The organism is Lysobacter sp. CFH 32150 (assembly GCF_022758295.1).
Lineage (GTDB): Bacteria > Pseudomonadota > Gammaproteobacteria > Xanthomonadales > Xanthomonadaceae > CFH-32150.
The window spans coordinates 429594-446000 of the sequence record NZ_JALDWJ010000002.1; the positions used below are offsets into that span (position 1 = coordinate 429594).

At 64.8% G+C, this 16407-nt stretch carries 9 protein-coding genes, 1 tRNA gene and 2 pseudogenes; 3 read left to right on the plus strand and 9 right to left on the minus strand.

The window, feature by feature from the left end:
• Window positions 1-12 precede the first annotated feature (12 nt).
• On the minus strand, window positions 13-1839 hold the full coding sequence (locus MO486_RS05480) for an SUMF1/EgtB/PvdO family nonheme iron enzyme (RefSeq protein WP_345779196.1): 1827 nt from the start codon (window positions 1837-1839) through the stop codon (window positions 13-15).
• A 139-nt stretch (window positions 1840-1978) separates the two neighbouring features.
• Here MO486_RS05480 and rnd point away from each other — a divergent pair, with 139 nt between their 5' ends.
• The 3 genes from rnd to MO486_RS05495 all read left to right on the plus strand — a co-directional run bounded on the left by rnd (window position 1979) and on the right by MO486_RS05495 (window position 6051).
• Entirely contained in the window at window positions 1979-3094 is a 1116-nt protein-coding gene (rnd, locus tag MO486_RS05485) for a ribonuclease D (RefSeq protein WP_242905350.1), read from the plus strand.
• A gap of 180 nt (window positions 3095-3274) precedes the next feature.
• Window positions 3275-5893: a TonB-dependent receptor gene (locus MO486_RS05490; RefSeq protein ID WP_242905153.1), complete on the plus strand. Its 2619-nt coding sequence runs from the start codon at window positions 3275-3277 to the stop codon at window positions 5891-5893.
• Between the two features lie 82 nt (window positions 5894-5975).
• Window positions 5976-6051 (plus strand) — tRNA-Ala (locus MO486_RS05495).
• A 108-nt stretch (window positions 6052-6159) separates the two neighbouring features.
• On the opposite strand, the gene MO486_RS05500 is transcribed toward MO486_RS05495, so the two are convergent.
• The 8 genes and pseudogenes from MO486_RS05500 to lysA form a co-directional block, all read right to left on the minus strand.
• The gene (locus tag MO486_RS05500; protein WP_242905154.1) at window positions 6160-8478 is read right to left on the minus strand and encodes a prepilin-type N-terminal cleavage/methylation domain-containing protein; all 2319 of its coding nucleotides are present in this window, start codon (window positions 8476-8478) and stop codon (window positions 6160-6162) included.
• 14 nt (window positions 8479-8492) lie between these two features.
• A complete protein-coding gene (locus tag MO486_RS05505; protein WP_242905155.1) occupies window positions 8493-10250 on the minus strand; it encodes a hypothetical protein in 1758 nt (585 codons plus the stop codon).
• Window positions 10251-10266: 16 nt separating this feature from the next.
• Complete coding sequence (locus MO486_RS05510; protein ID WP_242905156.1) at window positions 10267-10908, minus strand: prepilin-type N-terminal cleavage/methylation domain-containing protein; 642 nt, start codon at window positions 10906-10908, stop codon at window positions 10267-10269.
• Window positions 10902-11483 (minus strand): GspH/FimT family pseudopilin, encoded by a 582-nt coding sequence (locus MO486_RS05515; RefSeq protein WP_242905157.1) that lies wholly within the window; start codon window positions 11481-11483, stop codon window positions 10902-10904. Before MO486_RS05515 ends, MO486_RS05510 begins: the two co-directional genes overlap by 7 nt.
• Before the next feature lie 304 nt (window positions 11484-11787).
• Window positions 11788-12771, minus strand: coding sequence for a serine hydrolase domain-containing protein (locus MO486_RS05520; protein WP_242905159.1), 984 nt, complete (start codon window positions 12769-12771; stop codon window positions 11788-11790).
• A 79-nt stretch (window positions 12772-12850) separates the two neighbouring features.
• Window positions 12851-13453, minus strand: a pseudogene (locus tag MO486_RS16470) (M15 family metallopeptidase); the annotation flags it as partial.
• A 60-nt stretch (window positions 13454-13513) separates the two neighbouring features.
• A pseudogene (locus MO486_RS05525) lies at window positions 13514-15037 on the minus strand (serine hydrolase); the annotation flags it as partial.
• Window positions 15034-16338 carry a diaminopimelate decarboxylase gene (lysA, locus tag MO486_RS05530; protein WP_242905162.1) on the minus strand — a complete coding sequence of 435 codons (1305 nt, stop codon included), beginning with the start codon at window positions 16336-16338 and terminating at the stop codon, window positions 15034-15036. The pseudogene MO486_RS05525 and the gene lysA, both read right to left, overlap by 4 nt.
• Window positions 16339-16407 lie beyond the last annotated feature (69 nt).

A 16407-nucleotide genomic window follows, 5' to 3' on the forward strand; every position in this document is an offset into this window, starting at 1 on the left:
TCCTTGCCGTCGTTACAGGTCGCGCACCACTCTAAACCCGAGCCGCGCATTGGTCGTGTCCGCGTCCACCGACAAGCGCCAGGCCGAACGCACCTGCGCCGGCGCGCTGAGCCATGAACCACCGCGCATGACCCGATTGCGGCAACCCGGATTGACCCAGGCTTCGCCATCGGTGGGTGCGCGGCGGTAGTTGTCGTGCCAGCAATCGGCGACCCATTCACTGACATTGCCGGCGAGGTCGTGAAGGCCGAATGCATTGGCTGCGGACTTTCCTGCGGGCGCCGGTCCCCACCAGCCGTCGCCATAGCCGATGAAGGCGTTACGCCATTTGCGGCCGCTGGGCGACATATCGCGGGCACCGGTGACATTGCCCGCGCTGGCCACTGGCGTAAGCCCAAACCATGGGAACAGACCCTCGTGGCCGGCGCGCAACGCGTACTCGAACTCCGACTCGCTCGGTAGCCGGTAACGCTGCCCGCTCTGCTGCGACAACCATTCGGCATAGGCCTGCGCATCCTTGGCACTCACGTGCAGCACCGGCAGGTCTTCCTTCGCCGGCGCACCGACGTAATCGCTGCGCCAATCGACACCGCTGCGCCGCGCCAGGTTGCCGCTGCGCTCGTCGTAGACGATGGAATGGCCTCGGCGCACCGCGCGACTGCGATACCCGGTGGCATCGACGAAGCGACGGAATTCACCGACCGTGACCTCGGTCCGCGACATCGCAAAACCACGTTCGAACCTCACGTAATGCGCCGGGCGCTCGGCGGTGCTGGCTTCGACGTCCTCATCGCGCGCGCCCATGCGGAAACCGCCGTGCGGCACCACCACCAACTGCGGCCCGCGTGCGCCGCTGCGCAAGCCATCGGTGAAGGCTTGTCCGGGGCGGAACAGGCCGTAGTGGCTGGCGAAATCGATCCGCTCGCGCAATTCGGCGGCTGCAGGATCGCCGGGCGCGGCGATGCGCAAAAGGTCCGACAACACACGCCGTGCCTGCGGAATTCCGCCTTCGCGACGCAATGCTTCGAGGCCGCTGTCGCGCAACTCATTCACGCGCGCCCGCCGCACTGCCGCGATGCGCTGCTGCGCATCGGCGGACGTCGGCATGCCCGGTCGCACCTGCTCCGCGGATTTCAACCAGCGCTCGGCAAGTTCGAATTCGCTGCGTGCAGCGGCCTCTTCGCCGCGCCGGATCATCGTGCTCTCGACCGCGGCCAGACCCTGCAGCGCGCGCGCATCGCCAGGGCGCACGCGCAAGGCAGCGCGGAAACTCGCGAGCGCGCCACCCTTCTCCTCACCCAGCCGACCGGCTTCCAGTTCGCTCTCGCCGCGGCGATTGAACTGCAGCGCCTCGTCGGCACGATCGAGCCGCGTCAGAAAAGCGCGAATGCCAGGGTCGTCCGGCGCGGCGGAACGCGCCACGGCCGCGGTTTCGTGCGCGCGACGCAGGTATTCCGGTTCGAAGTCCATCTGCTGCAATGCGGCGTCACCTTGCGCGACCAGCGCCTGCAACGCGCGCGCAAAGGCCGCCTGCACGGGCGCGTCGCCCGGCGCCTGCGCGCGCAATGCGATCAATAGCGGCAACGCGTCGCGCTCTCCACCATACAAACGGCCTGCAGCCAGGGCCTGCTCGGCTTCCACACGCACCGCATCGATGCGGCCTTCTGGAATCTCGATGGCCGGCGGCTGCCAGGCGGGCACCACGGCGGCTTCATCGCCACTGATGATGACGCTGGGCACGCGCGTCGCGCGTCCCTCGGGCGCCGGGTCGCGCGAACACGCCGCCAGTATCAGCATCACCGCCAACAGCAGCAGGCTTGCGATCCGATTCGCGCGCAATTGACCTTCGCCTGAACGACGCCCGCGGGCCGGGCGCGACGACGTTAGGCCATGGCGTCGATCCCGGCAACTCGCCTCGGGTTCGACACCCGCCTGCGATCGCCGTTAGGCTCCACACATGTCAGCACTGATCGAACACGTGAACCACTGGATTTCCGACCCCGCCGTACTCCGCGAACGCCTCGAACGCCGCCCTGCCCGCGTCGGCCTCGACACCGAATTCATCCGCGAACGCACCTACTGGCCACAGCTGGCACTGGTGCAGCTCGCCATCGATGACGCGGCTTCAAAACAGGAAATCCTCCTTATCGACCCGCTGGTGCCGGGCATGTGCGCCGCCCTGGCACCGTTGTTGACCGATCCGTCCGTGCTGAAAGTGATGCACAGCGCCAGCGAGGACTTGATCGCATTCAAGCGCGCTTGTGGCGTGCTGCCGATGCCGTTGTTCGATACCCAGATCGCAGCTGCACTGGCTGGCATCGGCGCTGGCATGGGCTACCAGCGACTCGTGCAGGAACGTCTTGGCGTTGCCTTGGCAAAGGGCGAAACGCGGTCTGATTGGTTGCGACGGCCGCTGTCGTCGGCGCAGCTCGAATATGCCGCCGACGATGTACGCCATCTCGACACCCTGTACCTCGACCTGGCCGACAAACTCGATGCACTACACCGTCGTGCCTGGCACGATGAGGACAGCGCGCGCCTGCTGGCCACGGCGGGCGACAATGGTGGCGAGCGCTGGCCCCACCTGTCGCTGCGCGCCGCGCAATTCCTGGATACCGCCGGTCAACGCCGCCTGCTGCGGCTGCTGCGCTGGCGCGAGACCTACGCCCGCGACAGCGATCGTCCGCGCAACTGGATCCTCGACAACGAGCTCGCGACCACGCTCGCGCGCAACCCGCCGATCGATCGCGCCAGCCTGCAGCGCCAACTCGACGCGATCCCCAAGGCCCCGCGCAGCCTGACCGATCCGCTTTGGCAGGCACTGACCACACCGGTGGCTGATGAAGCCGATGCGCCACCCGTGCGCGGTGACGACCGGGACAAGGCCGCATTGCGCAAATTGCAGGACGCCGTCGCGCAAATCAGCCTTGAACTTGGCCTTCCCGACGGCGTGCTCGCCTCGCGCCGCTGGCTGGAGGCCCTGCTTGACGGCCACGACTGGCCTGGCGCCCTCGCCGGCTGGCGTCGGACGCAGCTGGAAACGCGACTGACGCCCTTGCTAGCCGGTGGCGGCAGTGCGGAGGCGTCCGTATAATTCGGCGCTTCGTGGGGCGGTAGCTCATCGAGCGCTGCGCCCAATCGAGCACTTGACCAACACCGGCCTAGAGCCGGTGTTTTCGTAACTGGACCGTAAGCCGGAAGGCTTGGACGTTCTGCGCCGCCTGACGTCACTCATTTTCCTTCCAGGCCGACAGTTCCATTGAGGATTAGATAAATGGCTTCTCAGTACTTTGCCAAAGGCTTGAAGTGGAGCGCGCTGCCCGTTGCGCTCGCTCTTTGTTTCGTGGGTGGCGCGCAGGCGCAAAGCAATACCGCGGGCGCCGTGGCGGGCCGTGCGGCAGCCGGCGACTCCATCACCATCGCGAATCCGGCCAACGGCTTTTCTCGCACCATCACCGTCGACGAAAACGGTGGCTTCCGCCTGTCGCAGCTACCGATCGGCCAGTACGTGCTGACACGCAAGAGCGTGGATGGCACGACAACCGCACGCAATGCCACGGTCAACATCGGCTTCACCGCCAATATCGATTTCGTTTCCAACGGAAACGGTACCGGTGCGATCAACCCGATCGACGTTTCGTCGGTCGAATCCACCACCATCCTGACCGCCGAGCAGATCGCGAAGATCCCGGTCGCGCGCGACACCACCAGCGTCGCGCTGCTGGCACCGGGCACCGTGCGCGGCGACGCCGCGTTCGGCAACCTGGCTTCGTTCGGCGGCTCGTCCGTCGCCGAGAACCAGTACTTCATCAACGGCTTCAACATCACCAACTCGTTCCGCGGGTTGAACTTCGCCCAAGTCCCGTTCGAGGCGATCGCCGAACAGCAGATCAAGGCCGGTGGTTACGGTGCGGAATTCGGTCGTTCGCTGGGCGGCGTGGTCAACCAGATCACCAAGCGCGGCACCAACGAGTTCCATGCCGGCGGCAACATCTTCTGGAGCCCGGAAGATCTGCGCGAGGACGTCAAGAACGTGCATCTGGCCAACGGCACGCTGCGCCAGGACAACTCCAACGATTCCACCTGGAACACCGTGGCGTCGGTCTGGGCCAGCGGCGCGCTGGTCAAGGATCGCCTGTTCGCCTACGGCTTGCTGTCCTACGGCCGAAACGAGGCCGAGACGTGGGGCAATGTCGTGGCGTCCACCAATACCAGCGCCGAGACCAAGAACCCGAACTGGCTGCTGAAGATGGACTGGAACATTACCGACAGCCACCTCCTGGAGCTGACTGCATTCTCCGACAAGCAGGACACCGAAACCGACGTGTATCGCAACCGCTTCGGTCAACTGGATCGTACCGACTACCTGGGTACGCGTTACGTGGAACAAAGCGGCGACAACTATGTCCTGAATTACACCGGCACTTTGACTGACAACTTCACCTTGTCGGCTTTGGCCGGTCGCGGCGAATTCGAGCGCAAGGAATATGTTGTACAGGCGAGCGGGTTGCGATTGGACGATGCAAACGGGAATCACGACACTCGCAGGCAGTTCCGACTGGGCGGCGAGTGGCAGCTTGGCGAACACCTGCTGCGCTTTGGATACGATCGCGACGATTATCAGTCGAGGATCGGCTCTCTCGACCAGGATGCGTATTACATCGAAGACAGCTGGAGCATCACCAGCAATTTCGTTGCTTACTTCGGTGGCCGTTGGGATCACTTCGAGAACACCGACAGCAAGGGTCGATCCTTCATCAGGATGGACCAGTTCAGCCCACGTACGGGTTTCTCGTGGGATGTGAACGGTGATTCGACCTTCAAGGTGTTCGCTAGCGCCGGCCGTCATGCGATGGCACCGCCGCCGAGCGTGAACCTTCGATACAGGCTCACGGATCCGATTGCGATCGCTGCGAAGAATCTGGAGCCGATGTACCAGGACGAGTACATCCTCGGCTTACAGAAGCAACTGACCGGCAATGCCACGCTGGGCGTGCGGGGCATTTTCCGTGACCTGAAGTCGGCCATCGAGGACACCTGCGATTACACCGCGATCCTCGAGGCTAACGGCTACGACCCGGATGCCGGCCCCATTCCGGCGCTCCCTAACCCGGGCTTCCCGTATTGCCGCATCTTCAACCCGGGCGAAGACGCTGTTTTCGTGACGAACTATTACGGCGACGGCCGTCTGGTGGAGAACGTGATTCCCGGTGCACGCCTGTCGCCGAAAGCCAGGCGAACCTACAGCGCGATCGAGTTCTTCTTCGACGGCAATTGGGACAGGTTGTTCTTGCACGGCTCCTACACCTATGCCAAGAGCAAGGGCAACATCGAAGGCGGCGTGAAGTCGGATACCGGCGATCTACACACCAATGTCACCGAGGATTTCGACTACCTTGAGCTGACAACAGACACTTACGGCTACCTGCCGAATGACCGTCGCCACAGTCTGAAGCTGTTCGGTAGCTATGCATTTACTGAAGCATGGTCGGCCGGTGCAAACCTGCTAGTGCAGTCGGGCCGCCCGACGAACTGCCTGGGAGTCCTTGACCTGGATCCGTCGCCGACTTCCTATAGACCGCACCCATACGGATCCGCGTTCATGCGTTGCGGAGTGACGGCACAGGGTGACCCCATTCACCGTCCGCGTGGCACGGCGGGGCGTTTGCCTTGGGCGACCAACCTCGATCTGAACGTGGCTTACCAACCCTCGTGGGCTGCAGGTGTGCGATTCAAGATGGATATCTTCAATGTCTTAAACTCGCAGAAGGTCACTTCGCAGGTCGAGCAGGCCGAAATCGCCGCTACCGGATTGCCAAGCGACACCTACAGGATGCCCCTTTCATTCCAGGCGCCGCGTTCTTTCCGCTTCATGGTGCAGTACGACTTCTAATCCCTTGCCCGTGTTCGTCGGCCCTGGCCAATCCCAGCGACTGGCGTCCCTGCGCCGGGGCCGTTAGAATTTTGCCCGTGATGGGGCGGTAGCTCAGCTGGGAGAGCGTCGCGTTCGCAATGCGAAGGTCGGGAGTTCGATCCTCCTCCGCTCCACCAAAACACAAAGGCCGGCGCACCTGCTCCGGCCTTTTCTTTTTCCCATTCGGATTATCCGAATCACTGCCCACACCGTCGCCTGCCGCATCGCGGCGTAGCGAGTGCACCTCAGGGCTGCGTCCAGGGGGTTGTCCAGACGATGTCGTTGATCTCGTCGTGGGCGGCGTTGGTAGTGCAACTGGCGATCGTCGCGTAAGTCGGGCTGCCGGCCTGTTCGGCCAAGGTGAACTCGACGAGTCCGCCTTCGGCGATGGCGGTGAACGACACAGTCGTCGTTTCGGCTGTGGTGTTGTCGCTGGAAGGCGCGGCGATACTACCGGCGGTGCCGTCGCTGGTCGCAGTCGTCACTTCGAAGTTTTGGAAAGTTGGCACCGCCACGGTAGCCGTCGCCGTCTCGCCAGCGCAGGTCACGGTGAGTTCCTGCGTAGTCGTGGTCTCGACCCAGTACGAGGCGATCCGCACCGACCCCGCCTGTGGCAGGACGGTGCCGCTCGCGGTGATGCAGTGGTGGTCGGCGTCGACGGGCTTGAAGCATTCGCGGTCGACGTCGCTGCCGAGGGTGAAGAACACGAATGGATTCGAGCCACCGCCGGTGTGGCGGACGTCGAAGGCCGGTCCGGCGTCCGGACCGAGCACGTCGAAGCGTTGCGTGTCGTCCAGCGGGTTGCTGTTGTCCGCGGGGTCGATGCCCGCGACATTCGCCAGCACCTGGTTGACCGCGATCCCCGAATTCGAACGGCGCACGCTGCTGCGGTTCTCGGCCGTGCCTACGGCGACGCCGATGGTGCGCCCACCGGAGGGTTGAGCCGGATCGGTAGCGAGCAGGTTGCCGCTGTTGATGTTGAGGATGCCCGGCGTGCCGAGCTGCTCCCATCGCGCGATCTCGGTGAGGTTGGCGGCCGTGAACGGGAGGAACGGCATCACGCAGTCTTCGGCCGCGGTGCCTTCGGGGCAGAGCCCACCCTCGCCGGTGTCGGCGAGGACGTCGGCCAGCTTGGTCCGCGCGTCCTCCTCGAGGTAATCGACGTATAGCGCGCGTCCGTGCAGGTAGCGGTAGTCGGTGTTGGAAGCCGGGTCGATGACGATGGTGGGCGCGTCGATGCCGGGCGTGGCGTCGAATGCAGCCTGGCCATCCACCGTGGGCGCACCGCTTTCGCCGTCGTACTGCGAGAGGAATCCCTTGACGAAGTCCGTGTAGATGTCGGCCGCGTCGTCCGTCGGCAAGCCGCTCTTCGCGGCGACGCCAGCCACCGGCTGGGTCTCCAGCAAGCCGTACTGGCGCGCATACATGTCCGATGCGGTGCGCCAGAAACCATCCACGCGGATCACCCGGCAGGCGTTGACGTAGGTCGCGCTGATGGTGTCTGCGGCGGGTGTGAGCACGCCGTTCGCATCCGCATCGTATTTGCCAACACCGTCACTGCGTTCGGGATCGAAGCGGACCACATCGGTGTCACCGGTGTCGTGGTGGTCGCGGCAGCATTCCTGGCACAGCGGGCTTTGCAGCACGTCCGGCTCCGGGCCTGCGCTGACCGCCTGGCCTGGCGCCGGTGTGCCGGGGTCATGCAGGCCGTAGCGCTCGCCGGTCCAGATCGCTGGCCATCGGGCGGTGCGGAAGATCTCGGGGAGGTTGTCTCCGCCTGCGCCGTACTGGCAGCTGCACTTGATGACCTCGTTCTCGAACCGCTTCCGGATGACGACGGAACCTTCAGCAGGCGGCGTGTAGTTCAGGACGGTGAACTTGGTACCCACGATCTGCTGGTTGTTCTTCTGTCCGACCAGTTCGGGGACAGGATTGGAGGTGGCGCTCGCCGCGTCGGTGCCCAGTGCGATCGGGATGACGCCAGCGGTGGCCGGATCCAGCGTGCGCACGATCGGCCCGCCCGCACCGGTCGTGAGGTCATCCGGGGGTGGGATCAGGATGTTGGTCAGCGCCATCGCGCTGACGTCCGACGCAATCCCGATCTGATGATTGCTTCCGGTGGGATCACTCCAGGAGGCGGTCAACGTGACCCGCCTGAACTGGGCCATCTGCGGATTCGCGGGCTCTCCCTCCGAGAACGTCACCGCCCCGGAGAACGTCTGCACCACCTGGTTCAGGCTCAAGCTGCCCAGTGCCGCCTGCGTCCGCGTGCAGTCGATCCAGTCGCTGGCATCCGGTGACGCCGGGTCGCAATCATCGGCTTCGGTACTGACCACGCTGGTCGTGGCCAACGCGCCGTAGCCTCCGTTCCGTAATGTGTCCATGCGCGCCGTCAGCATCGCGGCGACGCGACCGCGCACCTTCGCCTCGGCCGAGGCGCGAGTGAGGCTGCCCTGCAAGGACGCGAGCGCCAGCAAGCCGACGGCGAGTACCACGACGGCGACCAGCACTTCGAGCAGGCTGAAGCCCGACGCGGCGCGATTCTCAGTACGGAAGCTGCCCATGGCCCATACCCACCTCAATAGGAGCGCCGGTCGGTCCAAGCGCCCGGCAGCGTCGCGTACACCGGCCCAGCCTGGTCGATGACCGCCTGCAGCACGTGGCCGTCGTAGATCACGGCGGAGGTGCCGTTGGATTTCATCTGCCCCTGCAGCACCAGCGCGCCGTACACCGCGGCGCCGGCATTCATCGTCAGGATGCAATCGTTCGGGCAGGCGCCGGGGAGGCTGCTGCCGGTGGCCGGATTCAACGCGGTGCCGGTGTCGCGGATGAAAATGAAGCCGAACACCGTGCCCTGGATGCTCACCGGGCCGTCGAGGACGAGGATGACCGGCGCGTTCGGCGTGCCGACCTGGTCATTGGCGCCGATGTCGCAGCTGTTCGGAGTGTGCTGCTGGCACCAGATGATCCCGCTGCTCGATGCGGAGGACAGCAGTGCGGTGGTGCCCGCCTGCCCCGCCTTCAGCAGCGCGGCGTTCTGGGGCTTGGCGATGATCTTGTCCGCGTTCTTGTACAGATAGGCTTCGTCCGGGCCGACTGACGCGGACGCGGCCGGATTGTCGGGATTCTGGTAGAGGACCGAGTCGAGTTTGGTTTCCGCGAAGCAATCCGCGTCCGTGTCGTCCCATGTCGCGGTGCCGAAGACATACTTGAACATGTCCTCCGGGAACTCGCAGATCCCGTCGGCATGCGACAGCGCATCGGCGCGGACGTTGAAGTTGATCCCGACGTGCCCGCCCTGGTGGTAGCCGGTGGTGGAGTCGGTGCCGGCGTCGACATCGAGCACGTCGATGCCTTCGGCCTGGACGTTGCCGCTACTGTCGTAGCTCAGCGTTGGCGGCGCGCCCTTGGCGTCGCAGCGGCAGTCATCGCAACGAATCGTGCCCTGGTAGGGCGTCGGCGTCACCCCACCCGGCGTGTACCGGAAGAATTCGTCCGCGTAACAGGTGTTGGTGGTGCCGGTCTTGGCGACGTCGATGCGGCTCCACACCGAGACTGGCACCCCCGCCCCGCCCGCGTTGGGATTGGTCACCACCTGCAGCGTGCCGGTAACACCTGCGGAGCCGGATGCCGTGATCGGCGGCAGGGTCAGGAGGTCGTCGCTCAGTTTGGGATACTGGCCAACGGTCTGCACCAGCGTCTTGCTGGCGCCCTCGTCCGGCAGCTTCGCCACGCTGACGAAGGTAGCGATGCTCATGCTGGTCGCTGCGGACCCGGTGCCGCCGTTGCCACATGGGATGCCCTCGGCGCCGGGATTCTCAGCATGCTCGGCGAAGCACAGCACCGGAGCCACGCCGTAAGCGGCCGTCCAGCCGTTGGGCACGGTGCCGATCTCGGCAGACAGCGGCAGCATGAATTTCGACAGTGCAATGTCGATGTTGGGAATGGTGTGGGTGACGTCCGCCTTCAGCCGGTACATGGAGGTGCGGCGCGAGACTTCCGGCGTGGCGGCGTCGCCGTCGTGGTCGAAAGTCGCAGCGGTGATCGCGCCGCAGGGGAAGGTGTCGTCGGCAGGGCACGGTTCCCAGCGCGACGGGTCCTTCAGCAGTTCGGTGTGCTGCCGCATCAGGTACTCGAAGCCCTGCGCCAGGCCCGCCTCGGCCACCTCGGTGACCGCTCGTTCGCGCACGTCATTGCCAGTGCTCTGTTGTTCGAAAACACCTACCTTGAGCGCGAACAACGTCAGCAACCCGGTGAGCAACAACATCATCACCACCACGAGCAGGACCGCGCCTGACTCGCGGGAGAACGGTGCCGTGGATCGAATCGCGTGCATGCCCATGTTCCTCGAGTCAGCTACCCGTGCCGACCGAACGCACGTAGACCGTCTGGGCCATGGTCCTGGTGATGGTGCTCAGGCTCCGGTCTTCGTCGATCAGGCGTCCGGCGATGGTCACTTCGATCGCCCGCACGAGGCTCTCGTCCGTGGCCTGTGGCGGCGTGGTCGACGTCGTGGTTGGCGTGAAGGTCAATCCCGTAATCTCGACCTGGTTGGAACCGAGCACCTCCGGCGTGCCGGCCGGCGAGCAGCTCGCGGGCTTTGTCGTCGCGCCCTGCAGCACGACGCGGCCGGAATCCAGTTTGATCACATGCCATGGACCATCGATGGCGTCTTCGTAGGCGTAGACGACGCAGCCTGCGATGGCGGTGCTCACCGCCCGGTAAGGATTGCCACCGGGGACCACCGCCGTCGATAACGGGTCGTCGACGGCACGTGCCCGGCGCAGGTCGTTGGCGATGACGGCCAGCGTCGCCCGCAGCTCCTGGTTGAGCCGTGTGGTCTGGAGGGTCTGTCGGTTCGAATGGATGATCGCGACCACCAGTGCAAGCACGGCGCCGGAAACGATCAGCCCAATGAGCATCGCCACCATCAGCTCGACGAGGCTAAAACCCCGCTGGCGCGTTGTGCGGTTGTGGCCTGCGTTGCTCAACATGGCGCGATGCCGGAGATCAGTGGCTTGCCCGCCGGTATGCAAAGACGGGCCTGGCCAAGCGAATTGATTTGGATCGAGAGGTCGTACTTGCCCCTTGGCGAGGTCAGGACGACGCTGCGCGACCCAAGCGGCGAGATCGCGCCCAGCGTGCTGTCGAACGTGAGCGGCGCAGGCAGGGTGCCGACCCGGACGTCGGGATACGCGCCCACCTCGATGACGAAGCGCTGTCCAGCGATCAGGCACTCGGTCGCGTCCGCCGGGTCGATGCAGTCGCAGGGATCGGCCGCACCGGCTGGTAGTCCACCGCTCGGTGGCGTCGCGGCATTGCCGCCCATGCACCATGCCGCCCCGCTCCCGACCATGGCGATGCTGACATCGAGGTCGTTCTTCACGGCTTCGGCCCGCGCGCTACTGACCAGGCTGACCACGGCATCGGCGGCGCCACGCACGCGATTCTTGTCGAGGAAATCGACGAACGACGGCACCGCGACAGTCGCAAGGATCGCAAGCACGGCCAAACTGACCATCAGTTCGACCAGGGTCACGCCAAGCAACAGCTTTCGAGGCGACCGCATGGCCCTCCTCCGACTCTTACATGACTTGCAACGCGCACTGGCCGGTTTTCCGGGCATCCGGCAGACGAACGGATGCCTCTGGCCGATCAAACGAAACAACGATCGTATTCATCCAGCGTGCGGAGTCGGGCCATCGTGCATTCGTGAAACATGACTAGACCCGCGCGATAGAACGTCGCCCCGCGGCAGCGTCGCAACCTCGGCCAACAATTGACTGGCGCTACCGGATTCGTGGAGCGCAGCCGCCGTCGTTCATCAAGTTCAACGGATACGCCGGCCTTGCGCCGGCGTCCGCATACGGACCTCAGGGGTCGAGGAACAGCCCGGCGATCGCGCGCGCCGTACCGTAAGGCTCGGGATCATCCCGGTTGCTCAGCAGGATCACAGTCAGCCGCTGCTGCGGGTAGCGCACGATCACGTTGCGGAAGCCGATGGTCTCGCCGGAATGCCACTGGCTTTCGCCGGTGATGCGCCAGCCGAAGCCGTACTCCACATCGGGGGTGTCGGTTTTCGTCCACGGCGTGAAGGCCAGGCGGCGCGATGCGTCGCTGAGCAGGCGATCGTCGTAGAACGACGCGTCCCACTTCGCCAGGTCGTCGATCGAGGAGTAGATGCCACCGTCGCCAAGTACGGCACTTGTCGGGCTCTGGTCCGTGCGCGTCCAGCCGCCGTCGATCTCGCTGTATCCATAGGCGCGATGGGCGATCTCCGGCCCGCCGCGCACATAGGCCAGAGTGTCGTGCATGCCCAGTGGGAGGAAGACGCGTTCGCGCAGGAAGGATTGGAAACTCTGTCCGGATGCTTGTTCGACAATCAGCGCCAACAGCGCATAGCCGCTGTTGCTATAGCGGTAATCGGTGCCTGGGGCGAAGTAACCGCGCTCCTGCGTTTCCAGCAAGCGCAGCACGTCAGCGTCGCGCAACTGTTCGGTCGCCGTAGCGGGCATGACGTCTTCGTAGTCGATCAGCCCCGAGGTGTGGGTGAGCAGGTGGCGGATCGTGATGGTCTCGTTGGCCGGCGGCAGCGTCGGCAACCACTTTCGGATCGGATCGTCGAGCCCGAGCCGATCGTCCTCGTCGAGCAACAGGATTGCAGCGGCGGTGAACTGCTTGGTGATCGAAGCCAGGCGGTAGTTCGTCGTGGGCCCTGCTTCGGCCTTCGATTCGAGGTCGGACAATCCGTAGCCGCGGCTGATCAGCGGCACGTCATCGTGCATGACCAGCAGCGATGCGCCCGGCACGGCGCCGTCGTAGCGGCTCATCAACTGGTCGACTTTCGCTTCCTGCATGCGATGGCCTCCGCTGACGCAACCACTGAGGAGGAGCGTTGTCGCTAAGAATGTGGCGTGGTTGCCCATGTTGCAGTCCTTATTGCACGGGCACGTCGAGGATCGCTTTCGACGGCTCTGGATCGAGCGTGAAATGCCACCACTCGTACGGGTAATTCCTGAAGCCCTGCTGCTTCATCGCCGCTAGCAGCAGCTCGCGATTGGCGCGTTGCACAACCGTCACCTGCGGTGAGTCGGTGTTGGCGCGCACGTCGAAGAAATCGAAATCCGTGCCCATGTCGAGCGGCAGGCAGCCACCGCCACCGGCATCGCATCGCAACAGTGTCAGGTCGACCGTGGCACCGCGACTGTGGCCGGACACCGGGGCAATGTAGTCACCCAGCAACGCGCGCTTGTCGAGGTTTGGATAATAGTCGGGCTTGGTGCGCTGGTCGGCGAGATCCTCGGCCCACCGTACAAAATGGCGAACCGCGCGCGCCGGCCGATAGCAGTCAAACAGCTTCAGCCTCAGATTCCGTCCGCGCAGCGCGGATTCGACCCGTTGCAGTGCCTCCGCAGCAGGCCGCAGCAGGTAGCACTTAGGCACAAGGTAACCATCGATCGACGCACCGACGAAGTTGTTGGCGCCGGCGTAGCGGATATCGAGGGCGATGTCAGGAACAAGCGAGGCGATATCGACGAGGTCGGGCTGGCCGCGGTCGTCGGACGCCGCGGCTGCGCAGTCGCCGATGCGCTCAAAAGCCAAGTCTTCGTAATCGAAGCTGAAATCCGCGGCGGGATCGACCTTGGACATTCTGATCGTCGGTCCGGCGAAGTCGAGCCAGGCTTCGGCGTCGACACTTTCATCGTCCCAATCGACGAGATAGCGTCGGCCCACCTGCATGACCTGCCCTGTCATCAACGGCGACTTGGCCGCACTGAAGCGGACATCGCCATCGTGGGCGCAGATCGACACCTCGCCGAACCACGGGTCGCGGTACTGGCCGAGTTCTGTCGACAGCGCTTTCGCAGTCGCAGGTTTCCGCGCCGACGTGTCCGGCGCCTGCTTTGCTTGCGTCGACCGAGGCTCGCTCGCGATGCGCGCTGCGTAATCGCCTACGGAACCACCGTGCCCGGGATCAGTGAAGTGCTTCACCAGCACTTCGTTGAGCACCGTGCGCGCTTCATCGGCCTCGCCATTCATCAGCACGACGAAGCCGGATTTCTTGTCCGGCAGCAGGGTCATGACCGAATACATGCCCATCAGCGTGCCGGTGTGCGATACGGTCCAGGTGCCGTCGACATCGGCCACGCGCCAGCCGAGCGCATAGGCGTAGTAGTGGGTGCGATCCCAGTCGCGGCGACGTTGCGCGATCGGCATCGGCGTGACCGGGGTCCACGCGATACGACGCTGCGCGGGCGACAGCCACGACAGTTGCTCCTCGGTCGGTGCCAGCCAGTTGCGCGCCCAGGTGAGCATGTCGCCGAGGCTGCAGCGGATTCCGCCCGCCGCTGCGGAGGTGATCGCAGGGACGATCGCGTCGTCGCCGCGGATGACGACGTTGCGGCCGTCCTTGTGCATGTGCGGTTGCGCGACATTGCCGACCTGGTTGCGATCGAACGCGCCGACGCGGCAGCGCGACAGACCGAGCGGCTGGAAGAGCTCGCGACGCACGAGCTCTTCGTACGAAGCGCCACCTGCCGCTGCCGCGACTTCGCCCGCAACTACATACAGCAGGTTGTCGTAGGCATAACCGGAACGAAAACCGTAAGCCGGCTTGATGTAGCCAAGCCCATGGATGATGTCGGCGCGCGTGAACGCGTTCGGCTCCGGCCACAGCATCAGATCGCCGCCACCCTGCGGCAGTCCGCTGTTGTGGACCAGCAGGTCGCGCACCTGCATGTTCTGCGTGACCCACGGGTCGTGCATACGGAACTGCGGCAGGTGTTTGACGACCGGGTCGTCCCATTTCAGCTTGCCGGCATCGACCAGGCGCGCCAGCACGCTGCTCGTCATCGCCTTGCTGTTGGATGCGATCTTGAACAAGCTGTCCGGCGTAATCGGTGCGCCGGAACCCGCGACCAGTTCACCGACGGTGCGTACGTAAACGACATTGCCGTTTTCGATCACGCCGACGGCAATCCCGGGCAAGTGATAGCGCGCCACGGCGTCGTCGATCGCGGCATCGAATACAGCGCTCGGCGCAGCGGCATGCACCGGCATGCACGCGCAGAACGCCAGCCACACGACAATCGGAATCCAATACCGCTGCACGCTTGCGCTCATGCCGATCGCCAATCCTCCGGGAACTGTTCGCCGGCGATCATGTCATCGAACGTCTGCCGGCGGCGTACGATCGCATAGCGCCCGTTGTCGAGCAGCACTTCCGCAACCAGCGGTCGCGAATTGTAGTTCGATGCCATCGACGCGCCGTAGGCACCGGCGCCATTGATGGTTAACAGATCACCCGCCGCGCAGACAGGCAGGTCACGCGCGAGTGCGAACGTGTCGCCGGTTTCGCACACCGGCCCGACGATGTCGTAGGCGGCCACGGGCCCCGGCATGGCCGAAACCGGAACGATGTCGTGCCAGGCGTCGTACAGGCTGGGCCGCAGCAGGTCGTTCATGGCCGCGTCGACCACCAGGAACTCGCGACGGCTGCCTGGCTTGACGCGGATCACCCGCGTCAACAGCACGCCTGCCTCGGCCACCAGCCAACGTCCCGGTTCCAGCACGATACGACCGGGAAAACCGGCGAAGGCATCGCGGATGACATCGACGTAGTCGCGCGTCGCCACCGGCTTGTCTCGGCTCCGATAGCGCACGCCGAGGCCCCCACCGACATCGATGCTGTCGATCTCATGACCCTGCAACTCAAGTTCGCGCCAGAACCGTGCAACGCGACCCAGTGCGCGCTTGAACGGATCCAGTCCGAGGATCTGCGAGCCGATATGCACGTGCAGGCCGTCCAGCCGCACGTTCGGGAACATCGTTGCATCGGCGAACCAGCTTCGCGCCTCGACCACGCTGACACCAAACTTGTTCTGCGCGCGACCGGTGGAAATCTTGGCATGCGTCCTGGCGTCGACGTCGGGATTGATGCGCACCGCGGCGTGCGCGGTCAGCTGCTGCGCATGGGCGAGTCGCTGCAGCATTTCCAGTTCATCGCGCGACTCGACGTTGAAGCGGCTGACGCCAGCGGCAAGCGCTTCGGCGATTTCTTCTTCGCGCTTGCCGACGCCGGAAAACACGATGCGCGCCGCGGGAATGCCGGCATGCAGGCTGCGGCGCAGCTCGCCAGCCGACACGATGTCCGCGCCGACTCCGCATTCGTGCATGAGACGGAGCACCGCGATGTTGCTGTTGGCCTTGACCGCGAAGCACACCAGCGCGTCGAGTCCGTGCAGGGCAGCCTGCAGTTCGGCGATGCGTTGCCTGATCGCCGTCGCCGAATAGGCATAAAAAGGTGTTTGCACCTGCTGTGCGAGGGATTGCAGGTCGACGCCATCGATCTGTCCCGTGGGACCGGGCTCCGCTCGTGCAGGTTCGGCTTCCGAGGGTTCGTTCGTCGTCGACTGGAGGATCATGCGTAGCGTCATGCGGGCCAAAGCTCGCAGCCGCGAGCCGAAAAAAAGGGCGGCCTTTGCAGGCCGCCC